Below are 17531 nucleotides of genomic sequence, written 5' to 3'. Positions count from 1 at the left end.
ATTCTCGTTTGGTTGTTGATTGACAAATTATGGCGCACCTTTAAGCCAAATTGGCTCACGGATTACGCCTGCTGGCGCGCCGTTTTGGTGCGGATTGATACTAATGGTTTTGCCCTCGGATTTAATTATTATGACGTTGCGCCCCGAATAAATCAAGTGCTGCCCGTTTGGTGAAATGCTGGGGGCTTCGCTTAAGCCTGCGTTGTTAATCGCGCTCACGCTACCTGTTATCAGATCCATCACCGCGCCTTGCTGTGTACCTGACAAGAACGACATTTTTTTGCCATCGCTGCTAATGCGCCCTGAGGTATTATAGCTGCCGCCGCGGCTGACCTGCTCGATACTGCGTGTGGCAAAGCGATAGCGATAAATCTGCGGGCGGTTATTGCCGTTACGATCAGAGGTAAATAAAAACGACTGTCCATCGGGTGCCCAACTTGGTGCGATATCCGCCATCGGGTGGTTGGTCAGTCGCTGCGGTGCACCGCCGCCTGTTGATAGATAAATTTCGGGGTTGCCGTCTTTGTCACTGCTAAAGAGCACGCGCGAGCCATCGGGCGAGATTGACGCGCTAAAGTTATTGGCGCGAAACGGCGTCAATAGACGGCTTGATTTGCTAACCACATCACTGGCATATACCACAGGATAACCCTCACCTTGCGCGGTATAGGTGAAGCTTTTGCCGTCTAATGAGGGGTTAAGTGATTTAATCGTGCCGCGGTATTCACGCAAAATCTCAGGGTTATAGCCATCAACATCTGACATGATCAGCCGTGAGACACGATTTTTGCCCGTGCCATTTTCAACCACATACACAATTTTACCCGAAAAATCGCCTTGCACACCGGTTAATAGCTCATAAATACGATCAGCGACTTTATGCCCTGCTAAGCGCAATGCGTTGGGCGTGTTGCGGCTGCTCACACGCTGCACACCATCTAGCACACGTCCGCTACCTACTTCAATCACCTCAAAATTGATCTCGACATCGCCGCGGTTGCTGCGCGTATTGCCCACGACCAAATACGGCACACCTTGGTGCTGCCATACGGGCAAGGTGACCTCACCGCTGGATTTAGGGCGTTCTGGCAGGTTGCTATCAAGCGCAAATTGTCCCAAATTGGTTAGATCATTGGCAACGATACCCGAGATGCTCTCTGCGCCTGCAAACGGCACGATGGCAATTTGGGTATTGGTGCGCGGTGCGGCTTTGACAATGGTGACATCAGCGGCTTGCGCGATGGGTGTAAGGGTCGCAGCAAGTATACCGCAAATCACGGCAAAGGTCCTAAACACAGGGCGAAATTTAACGGTTGTTTTCATGGGCTAAAATCTTTGATAAGGTGGTCATTATGATAAAATTTGCCAAAATCATACCATCAAATACAAGATGGTAAAAGGTTTTTATGGTTTAGCGGTGGGCTGGGTTTTATTAAAGGATTATGTAGCGATTTTTGGTCAGGCTAATAGATGATTGGGTGGCTGGTTTGGGCTACTTTTTTGGCGCATCACTTTTGGCTATTTAGCGATTGCCAAAAGCGATAAGTACCAAAAGCGATAAGTACCAAAAGCGACTGTTACCAAAAAAAGACGATTAGGTACCAAAGACGATTAGGGGGTATTTTTACCGTCACCAAGATTATTCAGCGGTAAAGGTAAAGTTATTGCTGGCAACTTTGTTGTAGATATCGGCAGGTGGTGCAGGCAAGGGGCTGGATGATTGTAACGCTTTGGTCAAGCTTGCTTTTAGGATTTCATCACCGCCATTGATGTGAATGTTGCTGATTTCACCCGATGATGAGATATTAAAGGACGCGCGCACGGTTTTGCCTTGGCTGTTGGCAGGTACGCTCCAATTGGCTTCGATTTTGGCTTTGATTTGGCTGATGTAACTGGTTGCGTCACCGCCACTACCGCTGCGGCTACCTGCATTACTGCTTGTACTGCTTGTGTTGTTGATGCTTGCACCGTTGTCTTTGCTGTCGCCGCTATCGGCACGGCTTGTGGTGCTGCCTTGTTTGGTGATGTCTGATTTGCCTGTTTCGACACGCTCAATCAGAATTTTTTTGTTGTATGCCTCTGCCGTGCGGCGGTTTTCCTCGCGGATATCATCAAGACTGTTTTCGCGTTCACGGTAATTTGCCAACGTGGCTTGCTCATCGGCTTGCTGTTGGTTGAGGTTATCAACGATTGCTTGCTGCGCTTCAGCAAATTCACGGTCGGCTTGCTCGGCGTATTGCGCGCGCTGAGCGTCAAACGCAGCTTGCTGTTCGACAAGATTTTGCATGGCAGGGGGTGGCGTGTGGTGACTGGCAGCAGACTGGCGCGGCGTGGCGTGGCTCATGGCAGTCATTGGGTCGATCACGCCTGTGGCATCGGGATCGCCTTGCGCACTTTGGCTCAGTTCTTCAGCGCGCTGATTGGCACGAATGTGGCTTTGGATAGCAGCCAATTCTTCGGGGGTAACCAAACTGGTTTGCATGGCAGCAGGCGGCGGCTCACGGTTCCACCACACCAACGCGCCAATCAGCAACACATGCGCCAAAATACTGAGTATCAACGCCCACGTTTTGTAGTCTGGCGTGCGCACAGGCACATACACGGCGGAAATTTGCGGACGCATGGGGGTGGTTTTTCCTTGTGCTAAAATCCTAAACGCAGGCTATGAAGGTTGTTTTTTGGGTGGGGCGGTCAGTAAGCCGACTTTTTGAATGCCTGCTTGCTGCAAACTTGCCATCAGCTGCATGATATCGCCATATGGATTGTGCTGGTCGGCATTGATCATGACATTTAGCTGCGGTTTACCATCGACTTGGTACTCAGGCAGGTCTTGTAGTTCTTGCAATGTGGCGATCAATTCACGGCGAGACACAGGTTTGTCGGCGGTGCTTTGGTAGCTGACAAACAGTTCACCTTGGGCATCCATCGATACAATAACGGGCAGCTGACTGCCTTGGCTTAACGCTTTAGTCTGTGCCTTTGGCAAGTCAATATCCACACCTGTAGTTAGCATGGGCGCGGTGACCATAAAAATAACCAACAACACCAACATCACATCGATATACGGCACAACGTTCATGTTGGCGTTGATTCTGCGCGCATTGGCACGGCTATAAGGGCTTGGATTCATCGGCGTTTATCTACCTTATACCCGTATTAGACGCCTTCGTTGGGCACCGCAACGGTTGGCTGTTTATCAAGCATGGATATTTCAACGGGCGCATCAACAGGTATGGCAGATGCTGGGCTATCGGGGCGACTTTCACGCAGCAGCATACCTGTGATTTCATCACAAAACAACGCGCGGCTTTGGTAAATCTGCTCGGCTTTGGCGGTAAAATGGTTGAATGCTAATGCCGCAGGAATGGCAGCAAACAAACCCAACGCAGTGGCAATCAACGCCTCGGCAATGCCTGGCGCAACGGCAGATAGCGTAGATTGCTGCTCAGTCGATAACCCCATAAACGCGGTCATAATCCCCCACACCGTACCCAATAGCCCGATATACGGTGACACTGAGGCGATACTGGCAAGCAGCGGCAAGCCTTGCTCAAGCTCTAGTTGCTGACGACCCAGCCCGACGCGCAACTTGCGCTCAACGCCTGCGGTGATATCTGCCGTCGACAATGCCTTACGCGCTAGGCGCAAAAACTCGCTATAGCCAACAAAAAATACCTGCTCAAGCCCACTGCGCTCGGGGTTGCCTTGCACGCCTTTGTACAGGGTGGGCAGCTCAATGCCCGACCAAAAGCTCTGCTCAAACTGCTCATCGGCATCGCGCGCGCCTGCCAACCGACTGCTAAGCCGAAAAATCGTCACCCAACACAACAGCGATGCCAATAATAGCAACGCCATGATGATTTGCACAAAAATGCTGGCATGTGTCACCAGTCCAACGATGTCCATGGTCATGGATTGGGTCGTCCGCTTGTCAATGGTTGATACAAAACGCGCCAAAATTTGGCGGCAAATGTTGGCATTATAAAGCGTTTTATGACGATGTGACAAGCATCGTTTAACACGCTGCGATCTGTTGCGTGGCTATGAAATTATCAGCATAACTTTGGGCAGCGTCTTGCATGGCGGCGACCCAATGCGCGCTGACATCATCCGCCTGTAGACTTTGCTTGACCGCATCGGCAAGCACAGGTGGCAACACACTAAACTGCGTATCGACGGCTAATTGCCATACACCTTGCCTGCCATCTGCTGCATGGTGCTCTGCCGCGTCATGTGTTGTCGCGCCAACCAATTGCCACGCACGATCACGATTGACCATCTCAACCATCCCAATCCACTGCCAATGGGCAAAACTTTGCGCCACTGCGGTGGCTAAGTCCGCTTGATAAATCGGCACAAAGTCTTTGAGCGTGTTCGTCCAGTGTAGACGCAGCGCGACATCGGGTTGGGTATGATACAACACCAATTTACCCGTGAATTTTAGCTGCCACGCTTGCGGCACATCTTGCACAGCAATGCCAAGCCCTGTGGCAAAGTCCTCGCGGCTGATGGCCTCATCAAAGCGTTTGAGCAATTGCCCTTGTAACGGATACTGCGCTTTGGTGGCATCGGGCAAGGCTTCATAATGGTAAATCAGCTGCATCGGGCGCGTTTGGCTGATACTGGCTTCTATCAACTGGCAGCGGTGGATTTGCCAATTGCTTGCTGTTTCATCTATTAAGGTTAATAAATCCAACGGTTTAGGTTCAACGTTTACCTGTTCAGTGTGACGCATTTGGATGTTACTCGTATCAGTGTGATCAGCTGGTAGGGTTGGTAGCATAGTCTGATCAACTTATAGAAAATTTTTAATAACTTACGGTTAAATTATTGCCAATGATGGATAAACTGCAACCGCTTTCAGCCATATTTTAATTTTATTTATAAAACTTAAGTTTAAAACTTTGGTAAACCAGCCGTCTGACAATTTTTACATTAAGCCAAACGCACGCAACATCCCTGCACCCACCGCCATGCTCAACATCGATACCACGGTGGTAAACGCCAAGATATTGGCAGCGGCCACGTCATTTGCACCCATCGCCTTTGCCATGACATAACTTGCTGCCGCAACGGGTGATGCAACCATCAAAAATAGCACACCCATTGACAATGGCGGCAAGCCAAAAGCTAGCCCCACTGCCACGGCAACCAACGGCGCAACAATCACCCGTCCTAAGCTTGCCTGCATCGATACACCCGACAGGCGCAACATCGAGGCAAAATCCAAACTCGCACCTGCACAAATCAATGCCAACGGCAATGCCATCGCCGCCAACAAATCCCCCGTGTGATGAATCACCGTCGGCAAAGGCGGCAAGTGCAAGCCTTTATACACAAAAGCCGCTACCAACGCGATAATCAGCGGGTTTTTGAGCATAGTTTTGCCCATATTAATGATGCGCGCGCCCATCGAGGTGTGCTGCTGGGTGCGGCTGAGTGTGATGACAGCTAAAACATTGAACAAAATCGTCACCACACCCATATACACCGCGCCAACGCTCAAGCCTACTTTGCCATACGCATTGGCAACGGTCGCAAGCGACATGATTGCCATGTTGCTGCGATACACACCTTGCACAAATACACCTTGGTCAGCAGGGTCAGTGATGCGCCAGCGCGCGTACAGCTCTGCTCCGATGAATAGTAGCAAGGTCACCAACACGCCTGCGCCAATGAGCGGTAGCTGCGAGCTAATATCAACGCTACTACCCGATACACTAAAAAACAGCAAACATGGCAGACAATAGCGAAACACTAGCGCCGAAGCAATATCGACAAAATTGGCATTAATCTGCCCCCAACGCCGCATCGCCAAACCCAACGCCATGATCAGCAAGTTGGGCAAGGTGATAGTTAGCGCAAACACCAATGCGGCAAACCACAACGTGCTATCCATCGGTTTGCCTTAGTCGTCGCCCATTGCAGCGTTTATGCCATGGGTACATGGTCATCGGCTTGTTGGCGTTTGAGCTGTTGTTTTTTTAAAGTCATCATCAACAACTGAATCGCTGCTGGGGTCACACCACTGATACGGCTTGCCTGCGCCAAACTGGCAGGACGCACGTGGGCAAGTTTTTGCACGATCTCATTGGACAAGCCCGATACCTGTGCGTAATCAAAATCAACAGGCAATGCCATGTGTTCAAGTTTTTTCATCTGCCCAATTTCGGCAGCTTGGCGGTCAATATAACCTGCGTATTTCACGCCGATTTCGATTTGCTCGCCAACCTCAGGCGCGACGGCGGATTCGGTCAAAGGCGCAAGCGTGGCAAAGCTGATGTTTGGGCGTTTTAACAAATCAAGCGCGGTACTCTCTTTGGTCAAAACCTCATCAGTATTGGCCATTAAGGCTTGCCCTAGCGCGTTGTGTGGTGTTGCCCATAAGGCTTTGAGGCGCTGGGTTTCGCGCTCAATCGCTTCGACTTTCTCGCTATACGCTTGCCAACGCGCGTCATCGACCACGCCTAACTCACGCCCGATTTCAGTCAAACGCTGGTCGGCATTGTCCTCGCGCAGCAGCAGGCGGTACTCAGCACGACTGGTAAACATGCGATACGGCTCTTTGGTGCCATGCGTGATAAGATCATCAACCAACACGCCCAAATATGCTTGGTCACGGCGCGGTGTCCATGCAGGCAAACCTTGGGTGCGCCGTGCAGCATTGATACCTGCCAAAATTCCCTGTGCTGCTGCCTCTTCATAGCCTGTTGTGCCGTTAATTTGACCAGCAAAATACAGATTTTCAATCGACTTGGTTTCAAGACTTGGCTGCAAGTTTTGGGGGTCAAAATAATCGTATTCGATGGCATAACCAGGGCGCAAAATATGCGCGTTTTCCAAGCCTTTCATTGAGCGCACCAACGCAAGCTGAACATCAAACGGCAGACTGGTTGAGATACCATTGGGATACAGCTCATGCGTCGTCAAGCCTTCAGGCTCAATAAAAATCTGGTGGCTGTCTTTATCGGCAAACCGATGAATTTTGTCTTCAATCGATGGGCAATAACGTGGCCCCACCCCCTCAATCACGCCCGAATACATCGGCGATCGATCAAGCCCTGCGCGGATGATGTCATGCGTTTGCGTGTTGGTGTGGGTGATATAGCAGTTAATTTGGCGTGGATGCATGTGGACGTTGCCCATGTACGACATCACAGGCAATGGCGTGTCTCCTGGCTGCACCGTCATCACGCTAAAATCCACCGTGCGCGCATCGATGCGTGGGGGCGTGCCTGTTTTTAGCCGCCCCACAGGCAAATTGAGATCACGCAAACGCTGCGCCAAACGCAAAGCAGGTGGGTCGCCTGCACGTCCGCCTTGGTGCTGCTGCAAGCCAATATGAATAATCCCGCCCAAAAACGTGCCCGTGGTCAAAACCACCGCACCGCAAGCAAATTCAATGCCCGATTGGGTAACAACGCCCACCGCCTTGCCATCTTGCACAATGAGGTCATCTGCAGCTTGCTGAAATAAATCCAAATTTGGTTGATTTTCAAGGGTATAGCGAATCGCCGCTTTGTACAACATGCGGTCGGCTTGCGCACGCGTTGCCCGTACCGCCGCGCCTTTGCGGCTGTTGAGCACGCGAAATTGAATCCCTGCCTTATCCGTTGCCAGTGCCATTGCGCCACCTAACGCATCGACCTCGCGCACCAAATGTGACTTACCAATGCCGCCGATTGCAGGATTACAGCTCATTTGCCCCAAAGTTTCGATGTTGTGCGTCAAAAGCAAGGTCTGTTGCCCCATCCGCGCCGCTGCCAACGCCGCCTCTGTGCCTGCGTGTCCGCCACCAATGACGATTACATCATATATTTTGGGATATTTCATCACGCCCTCGCTTATGTCCAATGGGTTTGCACCCATTTTTAAAGAAACGGACTATTATACACCAAATCAACTTTTGGATAAAACCACATTGATTTTAAGGCATTTTTATTCTAAAAAAATCAAAATCAACGTAACCAAAATATAGATATATTTTAAATTTTTAGTTTATTTTTTTAATTTAAAACACCCAATTGCCGATATTTTTTGAAAAAATCGCTCATTTGGTACGTTGCACTGGGTACTACCACCTCATCAAGCCATGCGCACACAACCAATATTATGCACCCAAAACCGCTACCAACCCACGCTTACAGCAATAAAAAACCTGTCGGACTTGCGACAGGCTTTTTTATTTGGCTTAAAACCAAAACCGCTTAACGTCTAGAACAAAATGCGACGTGGGTCAGCCAGTAAGTTGGCAACATAGCGTGTGAATACCGCCGCATCAGCACCGTTAATCACGCGATGGTCATACGACAACGACAATGGCAGCATCAAGCGTGGCTCAAAGCTTTGGCTATCAGCATTCCAACGTGGCTGCATGCTGGCTTCACTGACGCCCAAGATCGCCACTTGCGGCCAATTTACCAGTGGGGTGAAATATGTGCCGCCCAAGTTGCCTTGGCTTGAGATGGTAAACGACGCGCCTGTTAGCTCTTTGGCAGTCAGTTTTTTGTCACGTGCTTTTTTGGCAAGCTCACCGATTTCGATGGCGATTTGCTTGATACCCTTGTTCTGTACGTTTTGGATCACAGGCACGGTCAAGCCGTCATCGGTTGCCACCGCAAAGCCCATATGTACTGATTTGCGCACCAAAATTTGCGTGTTATCATCACTCAAATGGCTGTTAAATTTGGGAAACTGTTGCAAGGCGTATGCAGTGGCTTTCATGATAAATGCTAAAATCGTCAGACTAACACCTTGTTTTTTAAAGTCTTCTTTTAAGCTAACACGTAACTGCTCGGTATCCGTGATGTCTGATAAATCAAACTGGGTGACCTGTGGCAAGTAGGTGTTGTAATTAAGCTGCGGGATTGAAACTTTTTGCAAGCGGCTTAGGTCTTGGCGTTCGATATCACCCCAAATCTCAGCCTTGCTCATATCTGGTAAGGCAGGCAAACCACCACGCGCCGCTGTTGGTGTTGTACCGCTTGCAGAAGGTGCGTTTTTCACACCCTGCATTTGGGTTTTAACATAGGCAAAGACATCATCTTTGATAATCCGTCCGTGTTTGCCGCTACCTTTGACTTGGTTGATATCCACACCAAGCTGACGGGTAAGCTTACGCACAGCAGGGCCTGCATAGACGTTCGCAGATTTGGCATTTAGCTCGGCTTCACTCAACTGTGACTGGCTTTGCGTTGGGTTGCTACTGGCTGCCGTTTGTGTAGGCTGACTGCTAGCTGCTTGTTTAGGCGGTTCAATCTCTGTGGTTTTTTGCGCTGTTTGTGGCTGTGCAGCGGCAGCTGGTTGGCTCGTTTGCTCTGTACCTGCGATGACAACAAAATCCTGCCCATTGCTGACGCTATCACCTGCCTGTACCAAGCATTTGACAATTCTACCTGCAGCTGGTGCTGGTACTTCAACTGAGGCTTTGTCCGATTCAACCAACACCAATGGTTGGTCTTTTTCGACGCTGTCGCCTTCTTTGACTAGCCATTCTGCTACGTCTGCTGTTTCTACGCCTAGATCAGGCAGCTGATAGGTTTGCTTACCACCTTGGCTGCTCTGGGCTTGGGCTTGCGCGGCTGGTTGGTTGTTGGCAGGTTGGCTAGCTGTTGGTTGTGTTGTTTGGGTGTTATCAGCTGTTTTTTGGGGGGCTGTTTTTTGGGCAGCATCGCTGCTAGCACCTGCGATGACAACAAAATCCTGCCCATTGCTGACGCTATCACCTGCCTGTACCAAGCATTTGACAATTCTACCTGCAGCTGGTGCTGGTACTTCAACTGAGGCTTTGTCCGATTCAACCAACACCAATGGTTGGTCTTTTTCGACGCTGTCACCTTCTTTGACTAGCCATTCTGCTACGTCTGCTGTTTCTACGCCTAGATCAGGCAGCTGATAGGTTTGCTCACTACCTTGGCTGCTCTGGGCTTGGGCTTGCGCGGCTGGTTGAGCAGGTTGCGTTTGAGTCGATTGTTGATTTTGATCGGCACTATTTTGGGTGTCGTTATCAGCTTTTTGGGGTTGGGCATCGTCGGCAGCATTGCCTGCGCTGCTGTCATTTTCGCCTGCTGCGTCTTCAACTTCAAGCAAAACATCGCCTTCTTTGACGCTGTCACCCACTTTAACAGCGATATGACTGATTTTGCCTGCTGCACTGGCGGGTACTTCGACTGAGGCTTTGTCAGATTCTAGCAAAACAATATTGTCATCTTTGGCAATCGTATCGCCAACTTTCACCATAATTTCGCTGACTTCGGCACTGTCCACACCCAAATCGGGTACTTTAATTTGCATGTCGTTGTCCTTCGTTTTTTTGATATTTTGGTAACATTTATGCAGCAAGTACAGCACCATAAGCGCCGCACCTGCTTGTTTGTAGGGTACGCGCCAAGCCTTGCGGCGGCTTGGCAGTTTGGGTTTATTCTGGCTTGTCGTTGATAAGCGGCGCATCGGCCTGGTCTTCTGCCTTGCCTTCTGTTGAGATCGCCTCATCATCCTCTTCTATCAACTGTGGTACAGGTTTAGGATGAGCACCGCGTGGTGCTGGCGCATCTGGTGATTGGTCGATTTGCTGTGGTGGGTACCAAGCAGGTGGTGCTTCGGTATCGATACCAAAGCTGTTAATCGCATCTTTAACCAAGCGTGGATCAACTTCACCTTCGTCAGCAAGCAGTTTTAGCGTAGCAACCACGATGTGCGCGGCATCCACTTTAAAGAAGCTGCGCAATTGCGCGCGGCTGTCTGAGCGTCCAAAGCCGTCAGTGCCTAAGGTTGCGTATGGGCGTGAGTCAGGCAACCAAGCGCGGATTTGCTCTGAGAATGCGCGGATATAGTCAGTTGCTGCCACAACCACACCTTCATGCTGCGCTAACTGCTCGGTAACCCATGGGGTCTTTTGTTCTTCAAGTGGGTGCAGGCGGTTGTATTCGTCGGTTGCCATACCATCGCGTGCTAGTTCGTTGAAGCTGGTCACGCTCCACACGTTGGCTTGAATGTTGAACTCATCTGCCAAAATTTGTGCGGCTTTTTGTACTTCACGCAAAATCACGCCCGAACCTAGTAACTGTACTTGCTTGGCACCACGATCTTCAAGTAGGTACATACCACGCTTGATGCCTTCTTCTACACCCTCAGGCATGGCTGGGTGCTCGTAGTTTTCATTCATCAACGTGATATAATAGTACACGCGCTCACCGTCAGCATACATGCGTTTTAGGCCATCGTGAATGATCACGCCCAACTCATAGCCATAGCATGGGTCATACGACACACAGTTTGGTACGGTGTTAAACAATACCATATGATGACCGTCTTGGTGCTGCAAACCCTCACCGTTCAAGGTTGTACGTCCTGCTGTACCGCCCATCAAGAAGCCTTGCGCTTGGCAGTCACCTGCTGCCCATGCCAAATCACCCACGCGTTGGAAACCAAACATGGAGTAATAGATGTAGAACGGAATCATCGGCAAGGCGTTGACTGAATAACTGGTTGCCAAGGCAATCCACGCGCTCATCGCGCCTGCTTCGTTGATACCCTCTTCAAGCATATGCCCATCTTTGGCTTCTTTGTAGCCCATCAAGGCTTCGCTGTCTTCTGGCGTGTAGTTTTGCCCTGCTGATGAGTAAATCCCTAGCTGACGGAACATACCCTCAAGCCCGAAAGTACGCGCTTCATCGGGCACGATTGGTACCACGCGCTCTTGAATCGCTTTGTTTTTGAGCATAGCAGACAGTAAGCGCACAAAGACCATCGTGGTTGATTGCTCTTTGCCACCGCTACCTTGGAGTACTTTATCAAACATATCAAGGCTAGGAATTTCTAGCGGGATATGCCCACTACGACGGTTTGGCAAGTGACCACCCAACGCTTCACGACGCGCTTTTAAGTATTTAGACTCTGGCGAATCTTCGGCAGGGCGATAAAACGGCAATTCATCAAGCTGCTCATCGGTAAATGGCAAATTGAAACGATCGCGGAAATATTGCAAGCCCTCGATATCTAATTTTTTGATTTGGTGGGCTTTATTGACCGCTTGCGCTTGTACTGACAAACCATAACCTTTGACAGTTTTTGCCAAAATAACGGTTGGCTGCCCTTTGGTTTTCATTGCCTCACTAAACGCGGTGTAAATCTTGATCGGATCGTGTCCACCGCGGTTTAGATGGGCGATTTCATCATCGGTCAGATGGTCTGCCATTTCTTTAAGTTCAGGGTATTTGTTAAAGAAATGCTCACGCACAAACGCGCCATCACGCGCTTCATAAAGCTGGTACTCACCATCGACGACTTCTTGCATACGGCGTTTTAACGCGCCTGAGGTATCCTTGGCAAGTAGTGGGTCCCAGTTGCTACCCCAAACCAGTTTGATCACACGCCAACCTGCGCCGCGGAATACTGATTCAAGCTCTTGAATGATTTTGCCGTTACCACGCACAGGACCATCAAGACGCTGCAAGTTACAGTTAATCACCCAAATAAGGTTGTCAAGTTTTTCGCGACCTGCCAGTGAAATTGCACCCAAGGTTTCTGGCTCATCGGTCTCACCGTCGCCCAAAAATGCCCAAATCTTACGGTTTTGTTGTGGGATCAAGCCACGGTTTTCTAGGTATTTTTGAACATGGCCGTGATAAATCGACATGATTGGTCCTAGACCCATCGACACAGTTGGGAATTGCCAATAGTCGGGCATCAAGTATGGGTGTGGGTAGCTGGGTAGGCCTTTGCCACCAACCTCACGGCGAAAGTTAATCAGTTGTTCTTCACTCAAGCGACCTTCTAGGAACGAACGCGCGTACATCCCTGGTGATGAATGCCCTTGATAATAAATCATGTCACCGCCAAAGTCTTCGGTAGCGGCACGCCAAAAATGGTTAAATCCTGTTTCATACAAGGTTGCGCTTGAGGCAAATGTCGCCAAATGTCCACCTAGGTCATCGCCTGATTTGTTGGCGCGCATGACCATCGCCACGGCGTTGTAGCGCACCATTGCGCGGATGCGGTGCTCAATGCCAAGGTTACCAGGGTAGCTTGGTTGGTCTTCGACAGGAATGGTATTGATATACGCAGTCTCAAGGCGATTAAACATCACGCCTTCTTGCACAGCTTTGTCATACAAGGCTTTAAGCAAAAACTTGGCACGATCTTTATCGGCGTGTTTGATCACCGATTCAAACGCCTCAAGCCATTCTTGGGTTTCTTGGTTATCGGGGTCATTATAATATTGCTGTTGTTGCATCTTCGGTTCCTTATGGTTGAAAAATGACAGCGGGTTGAAGTTGTGATGGGTTAAAATCGTACTTTTTTACAATAACATCCAAATACATCAGTTACTAAAATAGCCAGCCTATAACTAATCCGCTCACATTACATACACGTCGGCTTAGGTCTATCTTACAAACTTTCGCTGACAATTTAAACCACACGTGTATTTCTTTATTTTAGCTTTTTTACGCTAACTATTTTTTTACTAAATAACCAGAATTTTGCTACAAATTCATTGTAACAAAAAGCCCCATCAGTGTGATAGGGCTTTTGTATAACCGCCAGTCAGTCGATTAATTAGGCAAGTTGTGCCACGTCAATTTTGCTGACTGCTTCGACATCGACTTCGTTGGCTTCTTTAGTGTACTCTGCCATGCGGTCAAAATTCATGTATTTGTAGATGTCTTTTGACATGCTATTGATTTTGCTCGCGTATTTTTGGTACTCATCATTGGTTGGCAAGCGTCCTAACACGGCTGCCACAGCCGCTAGTTCTGCCGATGCTAGATACACATTAGCACCTTGACCTAAACGGTTCGGGAAGTTACGCGTTGAGGTCGAAACCGCGGTTGATTTTGGCGCAATACGCGCTTGGTTACCCATGCACAATGAACAACCTGGCATTTCAGTGCGCGCGCCTGCTTGGGCGTACACGTTGTACAAGCCTTCATCCATCAACTGACGCGCGTCCATTTTGGTAGGTGGCGCGATCCACAGACGGGTCACAAGGCTACCTGCTGGTACTTCTTTAAGCAGTTCACCTGCCGCGCGGAAATGACCGATATTGGTCATACAAGAACCAATGAACACTTCATCAATCTTGTCACCTGCTACGTCTGCCAAGGTTTTGGCATCGTCTGGGTCATTTGGGCAGCACAAAATTGGCTCTTTAATCTCTGACATATCAATGACGATGTCCGCTGCATATTCAGCGTCTTCATCGGCGCGCATAAGACTTGGGTTGGCGAGCCATTCCTCCATGCCTTGAATGCGGCGTGCCAAGGTACGCGCATCGCCATAGCCTTCAGCGATCATCCATTTTAGCAAGGTGATATTAGAGTTAAGGTACTCTTTTACCGACTCTTCAGACAAGGTGATGGTACAACCTGCCGCAGAACGCTCTGCTGAAGCATCTGACAATTCAAACGCTTGCTCAACGGTCAAGTTCTCTAAGCCTTCAATTTCTAAAATACGTCCATTAAAGACGTTTTTCTTACCTGCTTTTTCAACGGTCAGCAAGCCCTCTTGAATCGCTTGATAAGGGATAGCATGGACAAGGTCACGCAAGGTGATACCAGGCTGCATCTCACCCACAAAGCGCACGCGCACTGACTCTGGCATATCCAGTGGCATCACGCCAGTAGCTGCCGCGAACGCAACCAAACCAGAACCTGCAGGAAATGAGATGCCCATAGGAAAACGGGTATGCGAGTCACCACCAGTACCCACGGTATCAGGTAACAACATACGGTTAAGCCATGAGTGGATGATACCATCACCAGGGCGCAAGCTTACACCGCCGCGATTCATGATAAAATCAGGCAAGGTGTGTTGGGTTTCTACGTCGATAGGTTTTGGATAAGCTGCAGTGTGGCAGAATGACTGCATGACCAAATCTGCACTAAAACCTAGACACGCCAAGTCTTTGAGCTCATCACGGGTCATCGGACCTGTGGTATCTTGTGAGCCAACCGTGGTCATCTTAGGTTCGCAATAAGTACCAGGACGCACACCCTCTACGCCGCAAGCTTTACCCACCATTTTTTGCGCCAAGGTATAGCCTTTGCCTGTATCAGCAGGTTGTACAGGTTTGATAAATACGTCTGAGGCTGGCAAGCCCAAATAATCACGCGCACGATTGGTCAAAGCGCGTCCGATAATCAACGGAATACGACCACCTGCACGCACTTCATCCAACAAAGTGGGTGATTTTAGGGTAAAGGTTGAGATCACCTCGTCAGAATCATGACGGGTAATTTTGCCATCGTGTGGATAGATGTCAAACACATCACCCATGTTCAAGCCCGACACATCCGTCTCGATCGGCAATGAGCCTGCGTCTTCCATCGTATTAAAGAAAATCGGTGCGATTTTACCACCCAAAACCAAGCCGCCTGCGCGTTTGTTTGGTACACCTTTGATGTCATCGCCCATCAGCCATAGCACTGAGTTAGTGGCTGATTTACGGCTTGAACCTGTACCAACCACGTCACCAACGTATGCTAACGGAATGCCATCGGCTTTAAGCGCTTCGATTTGCTTCATCGGACCAATCACACCGTCTTCATCAGGGTGGATGCCGTCACGGGCGTTTTTGAGCATTGCCAGTGCGTGCAATGGAATATCGGGGCGGCTCCACGCGTCTTGTGCAGGCGATAGGTCGTCGGTGTTGGTTTCGCCTGTGACTTTAAAGGTTTTATAAGTCATTTTTTCTGGTACAGGCTTGCGGCTGGTGAACCACTCAGCATCTGCCCAAGACTGGATCACAGCTTTGGCGTACTCGTTGCCTGCGTCAGCTTTTTCTGCCACATCATGAAACGCATCAAACACCAACAAGGTATGTTTAAGCGCGTCAGCAGCATCGGCTGCCAATTGTTTGTCGTCCAATGCCTCAATCAATGGCTGAACATTGTAGCCACCTTGCATGGTACCCAACAATTCAATGGCTTTTTTCTGATCTATCAAAGGCGATTGCGCGTTGCCTTTGACGATATCTGCCAAAAATGCCGCTTTTACATACGCTGCTTGGTCTACCCCTGGTGGGATGCGGTTTTCTAGTAAGTCCAACAAAAAATCGCCTTCATCGGCAGGCGGATTTTTAAGCCCTTCAACCAATTCAGCAACTTGGTGTTCGTTGAGTGGTTGCGGTACGACACCTTGTGCGGCGCGTTCTTCGACGTGTTTGCGATAATTTTCTAACATAATCATCCCTCTGATTGTTGATGGTTAAGTTGGGCTTTCGGCGAGCTATTAAAATATCATCTTGCCTAGCAAATTGCCCAAGCCTTGCCAAGATTGGTTTGTACACAGCAAGGGCAATGCGGGGTATCAATTTTTATTGACTATAATCGCCTTACTATACCGTATTTATGGCAAAAAGTTAAGGCAAAATGCTGCCAAAATCGTGCAGCGTGCGGCTATAACGATTATTTATATAAAAAATATAAACGCCGTTTTGGCATTTTTTAGCAAAATAAACTGCGTTTGTGTGGCTTGGCAATTTGCTCCATGGTAGGCAATTTGGCTAGCTATTTTTTGCCAACTGAGCTGCCAAAATACCGCACACCAACAGTTGAATTTGATGAAACAACATCAACGGCAAAATCAGCATACCATAGGGCTGCCCTGCAAACAAAATCTTTGCCATGGGCACGCCACTTGCCAAAGTTTTTTTGGAACCGCAAAACAAAATCGTGATCCGATCAGCGCGGTTAAAGCCAAGTTTTTTACTGCTCACTTGCAGCACGACCATGATAATAGCCAACATGATTAAGCAAATGATGATGAGATAGGCCAATGTCGCCCATGACACTTGCTGCCAAATGCCTTCAATCACCGCTGCGCTAAATGCCGAATACACCACCATCAAAATCGAGCCTTGATCGACCACCTTGACCAATTTGCCATGCTGTTTTAAAAAATTGATCATCCGTGGGCGAACAATTTGCCCCAAAATAAACGGCACCAGTAGCAGCCCAACGATTTTGCCGACTACGCCCATGCCGACACCACCTGCGCCGTCTACTGACTGATTTAAAAACAGCCCAACCAACACAGGTGTCAGAAAAATCCCGATGATATTGGACGCAGACGCGCTGCACACCGCCGCAGGCACATTGCCTTTAGCAATCGACACAAACGCAATCGAGGATTGCACTGTTGAGGGCAACAGGCATAGATAAACAAAGCCCATGTATAGCTCAGGCGTGATAAATGGCATGACCAACGGCTTCATAACAAGCGCAAGCAGTGGATACAGCACAAACGTGGCGGCAAAAATCATCAAATGCAGCCGCCAATGCAGCAAGCCCTCAAGCACCGCTTCACGCGATAATTTTGCCCCATGCAAAAAAAACAGCAGCCCAACGGCAACATCTGTCATGTGGCTAAATACGCGCGCAGGCGTGCCCGCTATCGGCACAATACTGGCAAGCACCACCATCAGCATAATCAGCAGGCTAAAATTATCGGGCAAATACTTGGGTCGGTTCATGATCGTAATATCCCTTTATCTCAACATGAAAAGACCTGCTACTGGTTCATGACCAATA

General features: G+C 49.2%; 11 protein-coding genes. All 11 read right to left on the bottom strand.

Features of this window, described 5'->3' with window-relative positions; translation table 11 throughout:
* Positions 1 to 27: 27 nt before the first annotated feature.
* Positions 28 to 1323, bottom strand: coding sequence for a beta-propeller domain-containing protein (locus MA2_RS00355; protein WP_115254056.1), 1296 nt, complete (start codon positions 1321 to 1323; stop codon positions 28 to 30).
* Positions 1324 to 1639: 316 nt separating this feature from the next.
* Complete coding sequence (locus MA2_RS00350; RefSeq protein ID WP_067054775.1) at positions 1640 to 2623, bottom strand: cell envelope integrity TolA family protein; 984 nt, start codon at positions 2621 to 2623, stop codon at positions 1640 to 1642.
* Between the two features lie 39 nt (positions 2624 to 2662).
* Positions 2663 to 3130 carry a protein TolR gene (tolR, locus tag MA2_RS00345; protein WP_067054772.1) on the bottom strand — a complete coding sequence of 156 codons (468 nt, stop codon included), beginning with the start codon at positions 3128 to 3130 and terminating at the stop codon, positions 2663 to 2665.
* A gap of 26 nt (positions 3131 to 3156) precedes the next feature.
* Positions 3157 to 3912 carry a protein TolQ gene (gene tolQ, locus MA2_RS00340; protein WP_067055362.1) on the bottom strand — a complete coding sequence of 252 codons (756 nt, stop codon included), beginning with the start codon at positions 3910 to 3912 and terminating at the stop codon, positions 3157 to 3159.
* Between the two features lie 103 nt (positions 3913 to 4015).
* Entirely contained in the window at positions 4016 to 4735 is a 720-nt protein-coding gene (locus MA2_RS00335) for a hypothetical protein (RefSeq protein ID WP_115254057.1), read from the bottom strand.
* A gap of 195 nt (positions 4736 to 4930) precedes the next feature.
* Positions 4931 to 5899 carry an AEC family transporter gene (locus MA2_RS00330; protein WP_067054765.1) on the bottom strand — a complete coding sequence of 323 codons (969 nt, stop codon included), beginning with the start codon at positions 5897 to 5899 and terminating at the stop codon, positions 4931 to 4933.
* Positions 5900 to 5931: 32 nt separating this feature from the next.
* Positions 5932 to 7833: a tRNA uridine-5-carboxymethylaminomethyl(34) synthesis enzyme MnmG gene (gene mnmG, locus MA2_RS00325; RefSeq protein WP_067055359.1), complete on the bottom strand. Its 1902-nt coding sequence runs from the start codon at positions 7831 to 7833 to the stop codon at positions 5932 to 5934.
* 381 nt (positions 7834 to 8214) lie between these two features.
* Positions 8215 to 10293 (bottom strand): 2-oxo acid dehydrogenase subunit E2, encoded by a 2079-nt coding sequence (locus tag MA2_RS00320; protein ID WP_082781978.1) that lies wholly within the window; start codon positions 10291 to 10293, stop codon positions 8215 to 8217.
* A gap of 124 nt (positions 10294 to 10417) precedes the next feature.
* Positions 10418 to 13234, bottom strand: coding sequence for a pyruvate dehydrogenase (acetyl-transferring), homodimeric type (gene aceE / locus MA2_RS00315; protein WP_067054760.1), 2817 nt, complete (start codon positions 13232 to 13234; stop codon positions 10418 to 10420).
* A gap of 323 nt (positions 13235 to 13557) precedes the next feature.
* Positions 13558 to 16182, bottom strand: a complete 2625-nt coding sequence (acnB, locus tag MA2_RS00310; RefSeq protein ID WP_067055353.1) for a bifunctional aconitate hydratase 2/2-methylisocitrate dehydratase — start codon at positions 16180 to 16182, stop codon at positions 13558 to 13560.
* Positions 16183 to 16504: 322 nt separating this feature from the next.
* Positions 16505 to 17473 (bottom strand): bile acid:sodium symporter family protein, encoded by a 969-nt coding sequence (locus tag MA2_RS00300; protein WP_067054752.1) that lies wholly within the window; start codon positions 17471 to 17473, stop codon positions 16505 to 16507.
* Positions 17474 to 17531: the final 58 nt, after the last annotated feature.

It is taken from the genome of Moraxella atlantae NBRC 14588 (genome assembly GCF_001591265.1).
GTDB lineage: Bacteria > Pseudomonadota > Gammaproteobacteria > Pseudomonadales > Moraxellaceae > Faucicola > Faucicola atlantae.
The sequence above is the reverse complement of the archived record's forward strand: the minus strand, read 5'-3'. Positions and strand labels throughout refer to the sequence as shown.

Bases quoted from the DNA above. Each gene is read 5' to 3' on its own strand.
- MA2_RS00355 (WP_115254056.1), bottom strand. From the start codon at position 1,323: ATGAAAACAACCGTTAAATTTCGCCCTGTGTTTAGGACCTTTGCCGTG.
- MA2_RS00350 (WP_067054775.1), bottom strand. From the start codon at position 2,623: ATGCGTCCGCAAATTTCCGCCGTGTATGTGCCTGTGCGCACGCCAGAC.
- tolR (WP_067054772.1), bottom strand. From the start codon at position 3,130: ATGAATCCAAGCCCTTATAGCCGTGCCAATGCGCGCAGAATCAACGCC.
- tolQ (WP_067055362.1), bottom strand. From the start codon at position 3,912: ATGACCATGGACATCGTTGGACTGGTGACACATGCCAGCATTTTTGTG.
- MA2_RS00335 (WP_115254057.1), bottom strand. From the start codon at position 4,735: ATGCGTCACACTGAACAGGTAAACGTTGAACCTAAACCGTTGGATTTA.
- MA2_RS00330 (WP_067054765.1), bottom strand. From the start codon at position 5,899: ATGGATAGCACGTTGTGGTTTGCCGCATTGGTGTTTGCGCTAACTATC.
- mnmG (WP_067055359.1), bottom strand. From the start codon at position 7,833: ATGAAATATCCCAAAATATATGATGTAATCGTCATTGGTGGCGGACAC.
- MA2_RS00320 (WP_082781978.1), bottom strand. From the start codon at position 10,293: ATGCAAATTAAAGTACCCGATTTGGGTGTGGACAGTGCCGAAGTCAGC.
- aceE (WP_067054760.1), bottom strand. From the start codon at position 13,234: ATGCAACAACAGCAATATTATAATGACCCCGATAACCAAGAAACCCAA.
- acnB (WP_067055353.1), bottom strand. From the start codon at position 16,182: ATGTTAGAAAATTATCGCAAACACGTCGAAGAACGCGCCGCACAAGGT.
- MA2_RS00300 (WP_067054752.1), bottom strand. From the start codon at position 17,473: ATGAACCGACCCAAGTATTTGCCCGATAATTTTAGCCTGCTGATTATG.